A 15,138-nucleotide genomic window follows, 5' to 3' on the forward strand; every position below is an offset into this window, starting at 1 on the left:
TTTTATTCCCGCCCGGAGTGTTTACGCTATCTGAGGATAACATTATGACGCAACGTATCGCGGTTTTTCCTGCCGACCGCCATTCTCTGTATGAGGAACATGGGTATTCCGCAGCCATCCGTTCTGGTGATTTACTGTTTGTTTCAGGCCAGGTAGGCAGTCACACAGACGGAACGCCGGAGCCTGATTTTCAAAAACAAGTGAGGCTTGCTTTTGAAAACCTGAAAGCAACACTGACTGCAGCAGGATGCACATTCGATGACATAGTGGATGTCACTACCTTCCATACCGATCCAGAGCAACAACTTAACGACGTGATGGCGGTGAAACAGGAGATATTTGCCCATCCCCCTTATCCTAACTGGACCGCTGTTGGCGTTACCTGGCTGGCCGGCTTTGATTTCGAAATAAAGGTTATTGCCCGAATCCCCTGATGCTTATTCTCGGTAAAACCGGTAGCATTATGTGTACCGGTTTTATTTTATTCATCCCTGCCCTTCATCCTGTATGATTAACATGCAATCACCAAACATATCGAACTGACATGACTGGATATGTTCTGAGGCATAGGCCTTCATGAGTAGATCAACCCCAGCAAACTGACCAGTTAACACCATATGCGTCGTTTTTGGCTGATGTAAGTTCGTTAGCAGGCAGTCAACCACTTTCAGTTGATAGCCTGGATGTATATAAAGCGCAGTCCAGCCAGAACTTGCTTTGAGGCAATTGTGTTCCCTCGAATACGCGGACTCCAGGCATCGTGTAACGGTAGTTCCTACGGCAAAAATACGTCCGCCATTTTGCTTCGCAGTATTAATGATATCCGCTGTTGCTTGCGGAACCTCGTAGTATTCTTCGTTGATAGTCACTTCCTCTACACATTTTGTTTGTATTTTTCTGTTGGACAACATTTCTGTTGATGCAACATGTAAAGTGATGAAGGATATTAACCCACCTTTATCTTTGATTTTTTGGATAAGATCCCAGGTAAAATGAATGCCGGCAGAAGGTATTTCCAAAGAACCATACTTTTTAGAAAAAACGGAACGGTAAGCATCTGGATATTTATAAAATAGGCTGGAATCCACATACTCATCAAGACGCTCACCATGACTGGCTAAATAGCAAATTAAGGCCTCATGATTTTCCACGACGGCCCGGTACTGGCTCTCCTCGCTAAACCTTTGCTCTATCTTAATGGAAATTTCAGGGTTATCAACCAAATAGAAAACATCATTCGCGTTAAGCCTTTCTTTTAAAAGTCCGGAAATAATTACTCTATTATTTGGTAAAAATCCCTCTAAAACAATTTTAATTAACCTATTCTGTCTTGTTTTACAGATAAACATATGGTTTATTATAGTACTGTCGTTAAAACAGATTACATCACCTTCTTTGATATAATCTGTTAATTTACTAAAGTCTACCTTATGAATTTCCCCTTTACTCCGGTTGAGGACAAGCATTTTACACTTTTCCCTGTATGAATCATTGGCTATCCAATGAGGTCTGAGTGGGATAGTCATCTGATCGGTAATGCGAAAATCATATTTTTCGGTAAGCATATATTTACCCTTTGAAAAACCATTGATACGGCGATTGTTATATAGCCGTATTCTGCAGTATACGTTGGCCTTTCAAAGGGTGAAAATTAACTCGATAAATGTTGTTATTATATTTACTTTGCTGGCTATTTAATCAATGTCAGATACCGATATTAAGCTGGACGATCGGATTTGACCGCCCTTTTCTTTTGCTTATTCCGGCATTGAAGCATCGCTATCCATTGCATCGGCAAACTTTTGCATTAACCGAACAAAGACATCAAGTTCATCCTGAGGCCAGTCTTTAAAAACAACTTTGCCCATTTGCTCTCGCGCAGCGTCTATACGCTCCGTCATCGCCTTTCCTGTCCGGGAAATAACGGCCTCGCGTATACGACGATCGATGGCATTATGTTGCCGTATTATCAATCCCAGCTTCTCCAGTTTGGCGACCTGTCGGCTTACCGTCGTATAATCACGACCGGCACGTTCGGCTAACTCAACAACGCCAATCGGCCCTAAACGTTCGATACTAATAAGGATCGAAAATAGCGCGCGATCGAGTTGAATCCCCGCCTCTGCAATTAATTTCTCATCATTACGAGGCCGGTTAAGCGCGCTCACCACGCGAATCAACGCACCGTGAAGCGCCTTCATTTGCTCGGAAATATGTGTATCTTGCACATTTTTATTTTCTGACATAGCATGTCTCCTCTTATGTGCATAATACACATATCGGAGAGACGATGACAAGATACACCACTACAGATGTACTGATCTGCGGCGCTGGCGTTACCGGGCTTACTTTAGCCATCGAACTGGCGCGTCACGGGGTCTCATTTCGCCTGATTGAGAAAAGAACGACGCCTTTTATCGGCTCCCGCGGTAAAGGTATTCAGCCGCGAACGCAAGAAATCTTCGAGGATCTTGGAATACTCAATAAAGTGGTCGCCGCCGGCGGGCTCTATCCCCGATTACGAACCTACCGTCACGACGGAAGCTATGTAGATTCAGATATTGCGCATAATACAAAACCGACCCACGCCGAACCCTACCATCTGCCATTGATGGTTCCACAGAACGTGACAGAAACGATTATGCGGGAGCAATTAAAAGCATGGGGACATCGGGTGGAGTTCGGCTGCGAGTTACGGCATTTTGCGCAAACCCCACGCACGGTCACCGCGTATGTTGCCGGGCCGGCTGGAGAAGAGGTCATCATCGCTCATTATTTGATAGGCGCGGATGGCGGCGGAAGCTTTGTCAGAAAGAAATTAGGCGTCAGCTTCCCCGGCCGTACGTTGGGAATCCATGCGCTTGTGGCTGACGCTTCGCTTTCCGGTCTGAACCGGGATGTATGGCACCATTTTAACGATGGCGATATGGCGCGGATGATAACGATTTGCCCTCTCGCCGGCACGCAGCTCTTTCAAATCCAGGCGTTGTTGGCCCCGGACGACTCGCAGAATTTCTCAGCCGACGCGCTCACGGCTTTTCTTACTGAACGAATCGGGCGGACGGATGTTCGCATCCATTCGATTCCCTGGGTATCGAAGTACCAGATGAATGCGCGCATAGCGGAACATTACCGTGTGGGTAAGGTATTTTTAGCCGGTGATGCCGCTCATGTGCATCCGCCGACGGGTGGGCAAGGGTTAAATACCAGCATCCAGGATGCCTATAACCTGGGATGGAAAATGGCAGCCTCGCTGCGGGGCGCAGGAGAAGAACTTCTCGATAGCTATGAACAGGAACGCCGCCCGGTAGCCGAATCACTGCTCCACCTTTCTACCCGATTACTTGACTCTCAAAAACAGGGTGGCATCAAACGAGAACGCGACGTTCAACAACTTGACATCCAGTATACCGACTCCCCCTTAGCCCACACGTTGCCCGAACGTCAGCATGGGTTACAAGCGGGAGAAAGAGCTCCGGATGCTCCTCTTTTGGGCGCCGGCGGCCAATCATTACGATTATTTCAGTTACTACAAGGTCCGGACTGGAATCTGTTGGCCTACGAAACCCACGGTAAGGTCATCGATGCGCGGCGAGGTCTGCGTATTCATCACATTGGCGAGCAGGACGAGCTCATCGATACCCTGGGGCACTTCCGGGAGTCCTATCAACTGGCGCCGGGTCAATGCGTGGTGATTCGACCCGATGGCTATGTCGGCGCATTCTTTCACGGCAAACAGAGCAACGATATTGAAAATTATCTCTCTCGTTTTGCCATAGGGATTAAAGATGAATACTAATGTCTATGAGAACACCGACAGCGAAACTATCACCCCGCTCAACAAGCGGCGTATTTTGCCTGTTTTCCTGCTTGTCGGCCTTTACGCCGCCAGTACAGCGGCTGTAATGTCGGTACTGCCTTTTTATATCCGCGAGATGGGCGGTTCGCCGCTTATCATTGGAATCATCATCGCCACTGAAGCTTTTAGCCAATTTTGTGCGGCGCCCCTGATTGGCCACCTTTCCGATCGCGTTGGCCGCAAGCGAATATTGATTGTCACGCTGGCTATTGCGGCGATAAGTTTACTATTACTCGCCAACGCGCAATGTATCCTGTTTATCCTGCTCGCCCGCACGCTTTTTGGCATTAGCGCCGGGAATTTGTCAGCCGCCGCAGCCTATATTGCCGATTGTACGCACGTCAGAAATCGGCGTCAGGCAATCGGTATCCTCACAGGCTGCATTGGTTTAGGCGGTATTGTCGGGGCAGGCGTTTCCGGGTGGTTATCGCGTATCAGTCTGAGCGCGCCGATCTACGCCGCCTTTATACTTGTCCTTGGGTCTGCCCTGGTCGCGATTTGGGGGTTAAAAGACCCTTCCACAACATCACGTACCACAGATAAAATAGCGGCGTTCTCTGCCCGCGCTATTTTAAAGATGCCTGTCCTTCGCGTCTTAATCATCGTAATGCTTTGTCATTTCTTCGCCTATGGCATGTACTCTTCACAATTACCTGTTTTTCTTTCTGACACCTTCATCTGGAATGGGCTTCCCTTTGGGCCAAAAGCGTTAAGCTACCTGTTAATGGCGGACGGGGTTATTAATATTTTCGTTCAGCTATTTCTGTTAGGTTGGGTGAGCCAATATTTTTCGGAGCGAAAGCTAATTATCCTCATCTTCGCCCTTCTTTGTACTGGATTTCTCACTGCGGGTATCGCCACGACCATACCAGTGCTTATTTTTGCTATTGTTTGTATTAGCATCGCTGATGCGCTAGCCAAACCCACTTATCTTGCCGCCTTGTCCGTCCATGTATCGCCTGCCCGACAAGGTATCGTCATCGGAACGGCACAGGCATTAATCGCAATCGCTGATTTTATATCCCCCGTATTGGGCGGATTGGTCCTGGGGTATGCCCTGTACGGCGTCTGGATCGGTATAGCTATCTCTGTCGCCATTATTGGTCTGGTGACGGCAATGATTTACCTTTCAAAAAGTTCAGTGCTAATAGTGAAACCAGAAACAGAATAATGTGACAACGTCACAAATATTATTGTTCCCTTCTTCCGTTATTTATCAAAAGTATTGTACTTATATTGAATGTTTAGGAGGTATTTATGGAAATTATGCTGGCTGGCATTTGCCCTTGTAACGCGCGGGGAAAGCATGAAAAAAATATATCTCGTTGTTATCGTACTTTTTTTCATTTCTACAAAAGTTTATACACTACTTCATAACAACATCTTCTTTTGTCGAAACAGCCCGGAGTGTGATTTGTCTCATGTTCTCCCCGACTACCGGGAGCAGATTTCAGGCACACCGCTAAAATATACCTTGATTAATACAGCTCCATTAGCACAGGTGGTAGTCAGACACTATGAATTACTATCGCAACACTGGTCGCCAGATGACATGGTAACCCCTGCACAATGGCGACATAACGTTGATATTTATATCCCTGAAACGGCAAAAGAGCACCATGCTTTGGTGGTTGTAAACAACGGAATTAATTATGAAAAAGGCGTACAAATCACTGGTAAACCTGGTGATTTCCCCCAGGAAACACTGGCAAGCATCGCCCGTGATACGAATACCATCGTAATATCAGTGAGTGATATACCTAACCAATATTTAACCTTTCAGGATGATAAAAAACCACTGAAAGAGGACGAGAGCGTTTCCCGAAGCTGGGCATTATTTATGGAAGCGCCGGAGAAACGTGAGTTAATGCCTTTAAATATTCCTATGGTCACTGCCCTATCGCAAGCGATGAGATTAGCAAAAAAGGAGTTAACGCAATGGAATATAAATTCCTTTATCATTACAGGTATTTCAAAGCGTGGGTGGACCACCTGGTTGTCAGCTATTGCCGATCCTGATGTTGAAGCAATTGTTCCCTTCGCCATTGATCTACTTGATATTGATGCTTCACTTGAGCATATTTATCAATCATACGGTGGAAATTGGCCCATTACATTCTACCCCTACTACCAGCAAGGCATAGATGAGAAAATAAAATCCCCCACATTTACCCAGCTAAGGCAAATAATAGATCCGCTAAGATATCTCAACACTATTTATCAACCCCGCCTTGCAATACCGAAATATATTATTAATGCAAGCGGCGATGATTTTTTCGTACCAGACAATACTCGCTTTTATTATAGCAAACTTCCTGGCGTAAAATCATTACGTATAGTGCCTAATATGAACCACTACTCAATTAACCAGTTCGCTGAAGAAAGCCTCGTTCCTTTTATTAATAGGTTTCAAAGTAAAAAAACATTACCACAGTTGATCGGCCTTATTCACCACCATCTTTTTACGGTCTATTTCTCAGAAGCGCCGGTAAAAGTCGTTCGCTGGACAGCCAACAATCCAAATGCGCGTGATTTCCGTTATGCCTGTGGCATCCGCTATCAGCCGCTTACAATAGATATTCCCGCCAACAATAAGATCAGTATTACGTTAAATGAACCGAAGACAGGTTGGGAAGCTACCTATATCGAAGCCACTTTTAATGATGGCTATGTCGCCACGAGTCAGGTTTATATTACGCCCGATGAAAAATACCCACAGACAGCACCACCTTCCGTTAACGCCGCATGTCAAACGTTACCGGGGCGTGGATTAGGGGAAAACGATAGCCCCGATTGAATTTTCAAGTAATTGTCTGATTTTAAATAATTTTATCCATCACGCTTGCGATGGATAAAAATCCTCTGCGATAAATTTTTGTTATATTGATCACGTTCTAACTACAAGAGAGGTGATTTGAAAATAACCTTAAAATATTGTGGTCAGGCCGCTAGACCACAATAAGAGGATTAATCATGAAAAGAAAAACAATGGGATGGCTTATCGTTTTTCTTCTATTTATAGTTTACATGCTCAACTATATGGATCGTTCAGCATTGTCGATAACTGCCCCCTTGATCGAAAAGGAGTTAGGATTTAACGCCGCGGAGATGGGAATGATCTTCAGCGCATTTTTTATCGGATACGCCCTGTTTAATTTTATTGGTGGCTGGGCCAGCGATAAAGTTGGGCCAAAAACGGTTTTTCTCATCGCAGCGTTACTATGGTCTGTATTTTGTGGCTTAACTGGTTTAGTCACCGGATTGTGGACAATGCTTATCGTGCGCGTTCTTTTCGGTATGGCTGAAGGACCGGTCAGCGCTGCCGGAAATAAAATCATCAATAACTGGATTTCCCGAAAGGAGTCTGCCACGGCGATCGGAATTTTTAGCGCTGGTTCCCCGCTCGGCGGCGCGGTGTCCGGGCCGATAGTGGGCCTGTTGGCGTTATCCTTAGGCTGGCGCCCCGCATTTGGCATTATTTTCTTATTTGGCCTGGTCTGGGTATTGCTGTGGTACTTTATCGTTAGCGATAAGCCAACAATGAGTAAACGCCTGGCGCCGGAAGAACGCATTGATTTTGAAAATCATGAGGACGTTATTTTATCTGATGATGGCCGGGCTACGCCTTCACTCGGCTATTACATGAAACAACCAATGGTATGGGCGACAACTCTGGCTTTTTTCAGCTACAACTATATTCTTTTTTTCTTCCTGACCTGGTTCCCAAGTTACCTGAACCATTCGTTACATCTCGATATTAAAGAAATTAGTATCGCTACGGTAATTCCCTGGGTCATCGGCGCCATTGGTATGGTGCTCGGCGGTGTCTGTTCTGATGTAATTTATCGGATTACCGGTAATGCTCTGCTCTCACGTCGACTTATTCTGGGCGTATGTCTGGCAGGCGCAGCGGTATGTGTTGCCGTTTCCGGTACTGTTAGCACTATTGGTAGCGCAATTACGCTCATGTCAGTTTCACTCTTCCTGCTCTATTTAACGGGCCCAATTTATTGGGCGGTTATTCAGGATGTTGTTCATAAAGATAAGGTAGGGAGCGTCGGCGGAGCCATGCATGGTCTGGCTAATATATCCGGTATTATCGGTCCGCTTGTCACCGGTTTTATCGTTCAATTTAGCGGTAAATATGACTATGCGTTCTATCTGGCTGGTGCTATCGCTATCGTTTCAAGCCTGTTGGTCTTCGTGTTTGTAAAAAGTAAAGGATTCAAAGCCAATGAAAGTCAAAGCTGTGTTCATTAATAAGCCTGGTGAAGTTGAAACCCGCTGGGTGGATTATCCCCATAAGAAAGAAAATGAAGTATTAATTAAGGTTGATGCTGCAGGCATTTGCGGATCGGATATCGGGGCTTTTCGTGGAACGAACCCACTGGTTACTTACCCAAGAATTATTGGGCATGAAGTGACCGGAATTGTTCTTCAGGAAGGCGCCGGAATGCCGGGCAATATTAAAAAAGGCGACCGCGTGATTGTTGACCCCTATATTTATTGTGGTCACTGCTACCCTTGCTCTGTCGGCAGAACTAATTGTTGTGAAAATTTAAACGTCATTGGCGTGCATGTCGATGGCGCAATGCAGGAGGTGGTTACTCATCCCGCACATTTAATTCATAAAATACCAGATAATGTGCCTTCTGAAATGGCGCCGCTGGCAGAACCGCTGACCATCGCTCTGCACGCGCTGCACCGGGCAAACGTTAAGGCCGGGGAATATGTTGCCATCATCGGCGCGGGGGCCATTGGTCTTATGGCGGCATTAAGCGCGCGACATTACAAGGCAACGCCTATTCTGATCGATATTGTGGAAGAAAGGTTACGCTATGCGCAAAAGCTTGGCGTTCCTTATGTACTGAACGCCGCTGACGATCAGGTTATCGACGCTATTAAAAATATCACCCACGGCACCATGGCGCAGGTCGTGATAGAAGCCTCCGGCGCAAATAGCGCTATTCGAAATACGCTTGATTTAGCATCGTTTGCTGGTCGTATTTCGTTTACCGGATGGCCAAAACAGGAAACGTCGCTGCCGACGAACCTGATCACCTACAAAGAACTGGATTTACGCGGCTCCCGCACCAGTGCCGGTGAATTTGATGAGGCATTACGCATGCTGTCAACGCTGGAGATTAATCCGCAAGATGTTGTCAGTAAGGTCGTCAATCTTGATGAGATCCCTGATGCAGTTAAAGAACTTGATCGCTATCCGGAGCGCTACTTAAAGATTAATGCTGTTTTCCATTGATTTACGGCGAGTTCTACCGCATGGCATATCCGCCATGCGGTGTTATTTACCGACAAACTTAGCCGCCGACAATCTTTCTCACATAGCGTAAATGTTCCAGAGATCCCTCATAGGCGCTGTCAGCATCAGACTGGCGCATTGCATCCACTATCGCTTTATGTTGTTTGTTGAGATTAAGTAAAACATTTCTGTCTCCAGACTGCTCATCAAGCCCGGCATAAGGGATATTAATCCGTTGTTCCCATAACATACGGGACATATCGAACAACACCCGGTTACGGCTGGCCTCAGAGATCGCAAGGTGAAACTCTTTATCCAGCGAGTAAAAGCCGTGGACGTTATTATCGTTAATGGCTTGATCCATACGATGATAAATCGCCTCTATTTGGTTGATGACGTCAACGTTATCGTTTTGTGCGGCTAAGCGCGCACAATGGCTATCGACCAGCTCGCGAGTAGAGAGAATTTCTTCGATGGTATAGTCGCTGGCAAGGTGTTTTTTATCTGAAACGATAACCCCATTACCGGACTGAATCACGATCCATCCCGAGATCTCCAGTACAATAAGGGCTTCTCGCAAGGAGGCGCGGCTCACGCCAAGCTGTTTTGCCAGTTCGCGTTCTGGCGGTAAAAAAGTTCCCGGTGGAAAAATATTATCATTGATCAGCTTAATGATGAGGTTGGCTATCTTCTGATAGAGCCTCTCCTGCCTGACCTCAGGTATAACCATGCGCCCTCCAATCCATATCCAGGGGATTTTGAATGGATTTAGCATACCATCCTGGCGCTGGTGATCGTGATAATTAATTACCGTGCATGATAAAGAGAAGCAACCGCCGGTAGCCTCCATTACCTTCGCCGAGACTACCGGGGAAACTAAACAGAGACGAGCTATTTATCCTTTGACGTTGATTTTCTCGAACACGGGCGCAGTCGCGTTCTTAAACTGAGAAAGAGACCAGGTTTTATAGTTGATATCATTGTAGCCGCGCACCATCATCTCACCGTGCGTTAAGTCAGACAGCGTTGTCCAGACCGTATATTCTGAGACCGGTTTGCGGGTGGCGTTGCCTTCCCCTTCACTCCCCATATAATCAACCGTAATATTTTTCGGACGATCGAAACGGCTCATAATATGCGCAAGCGTATTCATTGCATCGTGGGCGGATGTCGCTTGCGGTGCATATGTGGTGTAATAAACGCCGCGTATAAAACGGGAAACCGACGTATCGGACGATGGCAAGTCTGCAATAGCAATCCCGCTATCAGGCTGCATCACTTTTATCCCGCCCAGTGTGCCTGAAGAGCGGTCCACATTGGTTAATTGCGTATAATTATTCAGATTTGTCAGATGCCAGGGGAATGCGGGACCATTTGTCATCACGCGAGTGGGATTGTCATAGACATGGAATTTGCCATTTTCCACTTCAACGACAATGCTTCCTCCTTTCTTGTCGTAAAACGCATAATGAAATGGCGATTTCAGATCGCCAAACCGATGCAGTTCTGGTGACCAGAATTTGCCCTCTTTTATTGCCTGTTTTACCTCGCCGACAGTAGCAAAACGGGCCAGCGCCCATTCTCCCAACGAGGTGACAGGAATTGCCTGTTTATATTCACTCGCGGGCAATGGCGGCAACTGCGCATTCATGATCATGTTTTCACTAAATGACAATCCCGCGCTATTCATGCCTTCAAGTATGTCTCTGCTATCGCCATCAGTAATGGTGGAAGTAATGGCCAGTATCGGATACTTCGCCTGATAGCTTATCCCCTGGCTGCCATCCGGCGTTTTTTTATCAAACTGTGTTCCCGCCGGGTAATACGTTAACCATGAGGCTAAATCCTGCATATATTCCAGCGTACGCCCATGAAAAATATCGCCTTGTTTATCCTGAATAGCAAGGGTTGTGCAGGCCTGTGCAGCCAGGGCGTATGAAAACAGCGCCGGAGCGATAAATAACATTGCTTTACTTTTTTTCATCATGCTCTCCTTGTTTGTAAAATGGATTGGACGAATATATTAAATTAAACCTATCAATGGTTATGCAGCACGTAATTAATTGTGATCTTATTTTACAAGCTAATAAATTTAACTGACGGGTTTAAAGGAGAGTTAAACACAGCGAACTAACATGAAAACGCGTTATCCGTGTGACCATTTTAAAAAATCCCATCATGTTATAAATAAAAAACACGGTTTCTTATCAACATTAAGAGATGCCATCACAACGCTATATTTACTCCACATCACCAATAACATTAAATTAATTTATGTTTTTGAGTAATGTGAGTAGCACACATGTAATCAGTTGTTACGAATTAGAAACATAATTGCTACTAAAAGACGTTGAGAAAGACAAGAAATGCAACATATGATGCCCACACTAACTATAGTGGTTTGGGATAAACGTTATGCAAACACAAGATACATTTTATCAAGTTATGCGTAGACACGGCGTGACAAGGCGTAGCTTCCTCAAGTTTTGCAGCCTTACCGCAACGTCTTTAGGCCTGAGCAGTTCGATGATTCCTCAAATAGCTTATGCCCTGGAGAATAAACCGCGTACGCCAGTGATATGGCTGCATGGTCTTGAATGTACCTGCTGTACCGAATCTTTCATTCGCTCTGCGCACCCGTTGGCAAAAGATGCCATTTTGTCGCTCATTTCCCTGGATTATGACGACACCATTATGGCCGCCGCAGGGCAACAAGCCGAGCAGGCGTTGGCGGATGTGATGCGTGAGTACAAAGGAAATTATATCGTTGCTGTGGAAGGTAACGCGCCGCTGAATGAAGATGGGATGTTTTGCATACTGGCTGGCGAGCCGTTCCTGGAGAAGTTAAAACGCGTCAGCGCGGATGCTAAAGCGATTATCGCCTGGGGGTCCTGCGCATCATGGGGCTGCGTGCAGGCAGCCCGTCCCAACCCAACTAAAGCCACGCCGGTTCACAAATTAATTACCGATAAACCCATTATTAAAGTGCCTGGCTGCCCGCCTATACCTGAAGTGATGTCCGCCGTTATCACCTATATGCTGGCATTTGATCGCATCCCTCCCCTTGATCGTCTTGGACGACCAAAAATGTTTTATGGCCAGCGAATTCATGACAAATGCTACCGACGCGCGCATTTCGATGCCGGTCAGTTTGTGGAAGCGTGGGATGACGAAGGCGCCAGAAAAGGGTATTGCCTGTACAAGATGGGCTGTAAAGGCCCGACCACCTATAACGCCTGTTCAACCGTTCGCTGGAATGATGGCGTGTCTTTTCCTATCCAGTCGGGTCATGGATGCCTCGGATGTTCGGAAGATGGATTCTGGGATTACGGTTCTTTTTACAGCCGGGCAACGGGCATTCCGCAAACCGGCATTGAGGCTACCGCCGATAAAATCGGACTGGGCGTTGCTGGCGTCGCGGGCGCTGCCGCCATCGCTCACGCCACGGTGAGCGCCATAAAACATGCCCGCAATAAAAACAACACGTCATCAGAAAACGCTCCGGAAGAGAAAAAATAATTATGGCATATCCTTATCAGACTCAGGGTTTTACGCTGGACAATAGCGGACGGCGAATTGTGGTCGATCCGGTTACTCGCATCGAAGGGCATATGCGCTGCGAAGTGAATATCGACAGTAATAATGTCATTACTAACGCCGTGTCGACCGGCACCATGTGGCGCGGCCTGGAGGTTATCCTGAAAGGTCGCGATCCGCGAGACGCCTGGGCATTCGTTGAACGCATTTGCGGCGTCTGCACCGGTACACACGCTCTGACCTCAATCCGTGCCGTAGAAAATGCGCTGGGAATCGCGATTCCGGACAACGCAAACTGTATCCGTAATATGATGCAGGCTACGCTACACGTTCACGATCACCTGGTGCATTTTTATCATCTGCACGCGCTGGACTGGGTTGATGTGGTTGCGGCCCTGAAAGCCGACCCGCATCAGACCTCCGCCATCGCGCAAAGCCTTTCCGCATGGCCGCTATCCTCGCCGGGATATTTCCGCGATTTGCAAAATCGACTGAAGCGGTTTATCGAGTCCGGTCAACTTGGCCCTTTCCGTAATGGCTACTGGGGACACCCGGCGATGAAACTTCCGCCGGAAGCCAATTTGCTGGCGGTCGCCCACTATCTTGAAGCGCTCGATTTTCAAAAAGAGATCGTAAAAATTCACACCGTTTTCGGTGGTAAAAACCCGCATCCTAACTGGCTGGTGGGCGGCGTTCCTTGCGCCATCAACCTTGACGAAACGGGCGCGGTCGGCGCAGTGAATATGGAACGCCTGAACCTTGTCAGTTCCATCATCCAAAAAGCTCGCCAGTTCTGCGAACAGGTTTATCTTCCGGACGTCTTGCTGATTGCCAGTTATTACAAAGACTGGGCAAAAATCGGCGGCGGGTTATCGAGCATGAACCTGCTGGCTTATGGCGAGTTTCCGGATAACCCTAACGATTATTCCGCCAGTAATCTTCTGCTTCCGCGTGGGGCTATCATTAACGGTCGTTTCGACGAAATTCATCCTGTCGATTTAACCGCCCCCGATGAGATTCAGGAGTTTGTCACTCACTCCTGGTATACCTATGGTAACGGCAATAACGATAAGGGCCTGCATCCGTGGGATGGTCTGACCGAACCGCAACTGGTCATGGGCGAACACTATAAAGGCACAAAAACCTTTATCGAACAGGTGGATGAGTCCGCTAAATATTCATGGATTAAATCGCCGCGCTGGAAGGGACATGCGATGGAGGTAGGTCCGCTGGCGCGTTATCTGATTGGATATCATCAAAATAAACCGGAATTTAAAGAGCCCGTGGATCAACTGCTGAGTGTATTAAAGCTGCCTAAAGAAGCGCTCTTTTCTACATTAGGACGTACTGCCGCGCGTGCGCTGGAATCCGTATGGGCAGGCAATACGCTGCAATATTTCTTCGATCGTCTGATGCGTAACCTCAAGTCCGGCGATACGGCGACGGCAAACGTCACGCTCTGGGAACCCGATACCTGGCCTACATCGGCAAAAGGCGTTGGTTTCAGCGAGGCGCCGCGTGGCGCGCTGGGGCACTGGATAAAAATTGAAAATCAGAAAATCGACAGCTATCAATGTGTGGTACCGACAACCTGGAATGCCGGGCCACGTGACGATAAAGGTCAAATTGGCGCGTACGAAGCGGCGTTAATGGGGACTAAACTCGCCGTTCCCGATCAACCATTGGAGATTTTACGTACTCTGCACAGCTTCGATCCCTGCCTGGCCTGCTCCACCCATGTTATTGATAATCATGGAGGGGAGCTGGTCAGGGTTCAGGTACGATGACGACGATTCGGAGGTCTCAATGCATCTCAAAGAAATAACCAGCCAGGGGTACTATATCTATGAAGCGCCGGTCCGTTTATGGCACTGGATCACGGCGTTATCCATTGTCGTCCTGGCTGTTACAGGATATTTCATTGGCCGCCCCCTGCCATCGATTCAAGGTGAAGCGACCTTTATGTTTTGGATGGGCTGGATACGACTGATCCATTTTACCACGGCGTATATTTTTACTGTCGCGCTGCTGTTTCGTATTTACTGGGCATGTGTCGGCAATGAGTACGCCAGGGAGATGTTTCTGGTTCCGTTCTGGCGCCGCGCCTGGCGCAAAGGCGTCATCAGCGAAATCCGCTGGTATTTTTTCCTCGAAAAAGAGGCCCATCGTTACTATGGACATAATCCGGTAGCGGGACTGGCGGTAATGTTCTATTTCTGGATGTCCGTACTGATGGTGTGTAGCGGCTTTGCGCTCTATGGCGAAGGGCTTGGAACAGACAGTTGGGCGTATCAATGGTTTGGCTGGATGATTCGCCTGACTGGCAATGATAGCCTCGCGCTGCATTTCTGGCACCGGCTGGGCATGTGGTTCATTATCGCCTTCGTCATTGCGCATGTTTATACCGCTATCCGCGAAGACATTATGAGCCGACAAAGCGTGATTTCAGTCATGATAAGCGGCTGGCGCTGGTTCAGGTGAT

The 15,138-nt window shown here is 47.3% G+C and carries 13 protein-coding genes; 9 read left to right on the plus strand and 4 right to left on the minus strand.

Annotated features, from left to right (window positions below):
* The first annotated feature begins 44 nt into the window (after positions 1-44).
* Entirely contained in the window at positions 45-434 is a 390-nt protein-coding gene (locus ACLJPQ_RS08580; protein ID WP_000194089.1) for a RidA family protein, read from the plus strand.
* Between the two features lie 51 nt (positions 435-485).
* Here the strand turns inward: ACLJPQ_RS08580 and ACLJPQ_RS08585 are convergent, their stop codons facing one another.
* Together ACLJPQ_RS08585 and ACLJPQ_RS08590 are read right to left on the minus strand one after the other, a co-directional pair.
* On the minus strand, positions 486-1,565 hold the full coding sequence (locus ACLJPQ_RS08585; RefSeq protein WP_080184704.1) for an S-adenosylmethionine:tRNA ribosyltransferase-isomerase: 1,080 nt from the start codon (positions 1,563-1,565) through the stop codon (positions 486-488).
* 192 nt (positions 1,566-1,757) lie between these two features.
* Positions 1,758-2,246 (minus strand): MarR family winged helix-turn-helix transcriptional regulator, encoded by a 489-nt coding sequence (locus tag ACLJPQ_RS08590; protein WP_001293634.1) that lies wholly within the window; start codon positions 2,244-2,246, stop codon positions 1,758-1,760.
* Between the two features lie 44 nt (positions 2,247-2,290).
* On the opposite strand from ACLJPQ_RS08590, the gene ACLJPQ_RS08595 reads away from it, so the two are divergent.
* The 5 genes from ACLJPQ_RS08595 (at position 2,291) to ACLJPQ_RS08615 (ending at position 9,119) form a co-directional block, all read left to right on the plus strand.
* A complete protein-coding gene (locus ACLJPQ_RS08595) occupies positions 2,291-3,799 on the plus strand; it encodes an FAD-dependent oxidoreductase (RefSeq protein ID WP_080184703.1) in 1,509 nt (502 codons plus the stop codon).
* Positions 3,789-5,030, plus strand: coding sequence for an MFS transporter (locus tag ACLJPQ_RS08600; RefSeq protein WP_001728241.1), 1,242 nt, complete (start codon positions 3,789-3,791; stop codon positions 5,028-5,030). Before ACLJPQ_RS08595 ends, ACLJPQ_RS08600 begins: the two co-directional genes overlap by 11 nt.
* A gap of 69 nt (positions 5,031-5,099) precedes the next feature.
* Entirely contained in the window at positions 5,100-6,656 is a 1,557-nt protein-coding gene (locus ACLJPQ_RS08605) for a PhoPQ-activated pathogenicity-related family protein (protein ID WP_080184702.1), read from the plus strand.
* A gap of 176 nt (positions 6,657-6,832) precedes the next feature.
* Complete coding sequence (locus tag ACLJPQ_RS08610) at positions 6,833-8,119, plus strand: MFS transporter (RefSeq protein WP_000824240.1); 1,287 nt, start codon at positions 6,833-6,835, stop codon at positions 8,117-8,119.
* Positions 8,094-9,119: a zinc-binding alcohol dehydrogenase family protein gene (locus ACLJPQ_RS08615; protein ID WP_017441360.1), complete on the plus strand. Its 1,026-nt coding sequence runs from the start codon at positions 8,094-8,096 to the stop codon at positions 9,117-9,119. Before ACLJPQ_RS08610 ends, ACLJPQ_RS08615 begins: the two co-directional genes overlap by 26 nt.
* A gap of 58 nt (positions 9,120-9,177) precedes the next feature.
* Here the strand turns inward: ACLJPQ_RS08615 and ACLJPQ_RS08620 are convergent, their stop codons facing one another.
* Positions 9,178-9,969, minus strand: coding sequence for a FadR/GntR family transcriptional regulator (locus ACLJPQ_RS08620; protein ID WP_000388417.1), 792 nt, complete (start codon positions 9,967-9,969; stop codon positions 9,178-9,180).
* A 45-nt stretch (positions 9,970-10,014) separates the two neighbouring features.
* Complete coding sequence (locus ACLJPQ_RS08625; RefSeq protein ID WP_080184701.1) at positions 10,015-11,106, minus strand: choloylglycine hydrolase family protein; 1,092 nt, start codon at positions 11,104-11,106, stop codon at positions 10,015-10,017.
* A gap of 428 nt (positions 11,107-11,534) precedes the next feature.
* On the opposite strand from ACLJPQ_RS08625, the gene ACLJPQ_RS08630 reads away from it, so the two are divergent.
* The 3 genes from ACLJPQ_RS08630 to cybH are packed head-to-tail and all read left to right on the plus strand — an operon-like array spanning position 11,535 to position 15,137.
* Positions 11,535-12,638, plus strand: a complete 1,104-nt coding sequence (locus ACLJPQ_RS08630; protein WP_001194448.1) for a hydrogenase small subunit — start codon at positions 11,535-11,537, stop codon at positions 12,636-12,638.
* Between the two features lie 2 nt (positions 12,639-12,640).
* Positions 12,641-14,443 carry a nickel-dependent hydrogenase large subunit gene (locus ACLJPQ_RS08635; RefSeq protein WP_000331200.1) on the plus strand — a complete coding sequence of 601 codons (1,803 nt, stop codon included), beginning with the start codon at positions 12,641-12,643 and terminating at the stop codon, positions 14,441-14,443.
* Positions 14,394-15,137, plus strand: a complete 744-nt coding sequence (gene cybH / locus ACLJPQ_RS08640) for a Ni/Fe-hydrogenase, b-type cytochrome subunit (protein WP_000924456.1) — start codon at positions 14,394-14,396, stop codon at positions 15,135-15,137. The genes ACLJPQ_RS08635 and cybH overlap by 50 nt, the downstream gene beginning before the upstream one ends.
* The last annotated feature ends 1 nt before the right edge of the window (position 15,138 follow it).

Source organism: Salmonella sp. SAL04213, from assembly GCF_046550535.1.
GTDB lineage: Bacteria > Pseudomonadota > Gammaproteobacteria > Enterobacterales > Enterobacteriaceae > Salmonella > Salmonella enterica.

What these genes read in the sequence shown, in the direction of transcription:
- ACLJPQ_RS08580 (WP_000194089.1), top strand. Translation starts at nt 45, where the DNA reads ATGACGCAACGTATCGCGGTTTTTCCTGCCGACCGCCATTCTCTGTAT.
- ACLJPQ_RS08585 (WP_080184704.1), bottom strand. Translation starts at nt 1,565, where the DNA reads ATGCTTACCGAAAAATATGATTTTCGCATTACCGATCAGATGACTATC.
- ACLJPQ_RS08590 (WP_001293634.1), bottom strand. Translation starts at nt 2,246, where the DNA reads ATGTCAGAAAATAAAAATGTGCAAGATACACATATTTCCGAGCAAATG.
- ACLJPQ_RS08595 (WP_080184703.1), top strand. Translation starts at nt 2,291, where the DNA reads ATGACAAGATACACCACTACAGATGTACTGATCTGCGGCGCTGGCGTT.
- ACLJPQ_RS08600 (WP_001728241.1), top strand. Translation starts at nt 3,789, where the DNA reads ATGAATACTAATGTCTATGAGAACACCGACAGCGAAACTATCACCCCG.
- ACLJPQ_RS08605 (WP_080184702.1), top strand. Translation starts at nt 5,100, where the DNA reads ATGTTTAGGAGGTATTTATGGAAATTATGCTGGCTGGCATTTGCCCTT.
- ACLJPQ_RS08610 (WP_000824240.1), top strand. Translation starts at nt 6,833, where the DNA reads ATGAAAAGAAAAACAATGGGATGGCTTATCGTTTTTCTTCTATTTATA.
- ACLJPQ_RS08615 (WP_017441360.1), top strand. Translation starts at nt 8,094, where the DNA reads ATGAAAGTCAAAGCTGTGTTCATTAATAAGCCTGGTGAAGTTGAAACC.
- ACLJPQ_RS08620 (WP_000388417.1), bottom strand. Translation starts at nt 9,969, where the DNA reads ATGGAGGCTACCGGCGGTTGCTTCTCTTTATCATGCACGGTAATTAAT.
- ACLJPQ_RS08625 (WP_080184701.1), bottom strand. Translation starts at nt 11,106, where the DNA reads ATGATGAAAAAAAGTAAAGCAATGTTATTTATCGCTCCGGCGCTGTTT.
- ACLJPQ_RS08630 (WP_001194448.1), top strand. Translation starts at nt 11,535, where the DNA reads ATGCAAACACAAGATACATTTTATCAAGTTATGCGTAGACACGGCGTG.
- ACLJPQ_RS08635 (WP_000331200.1), top strand. Translation starts at nt 12,641, where the DNA reads ATGGCATATCCTTATCAGACTCAGGGTTTTACGCTGGACAATAGCGGA.
- cybH (WP_000924456.1), top strand. Translation starts at nt 14,394, where the DNA reads ATGTTATTGATAATCATGGAGGGGAGCTGGTCAGGGTTCAGGTACGAT.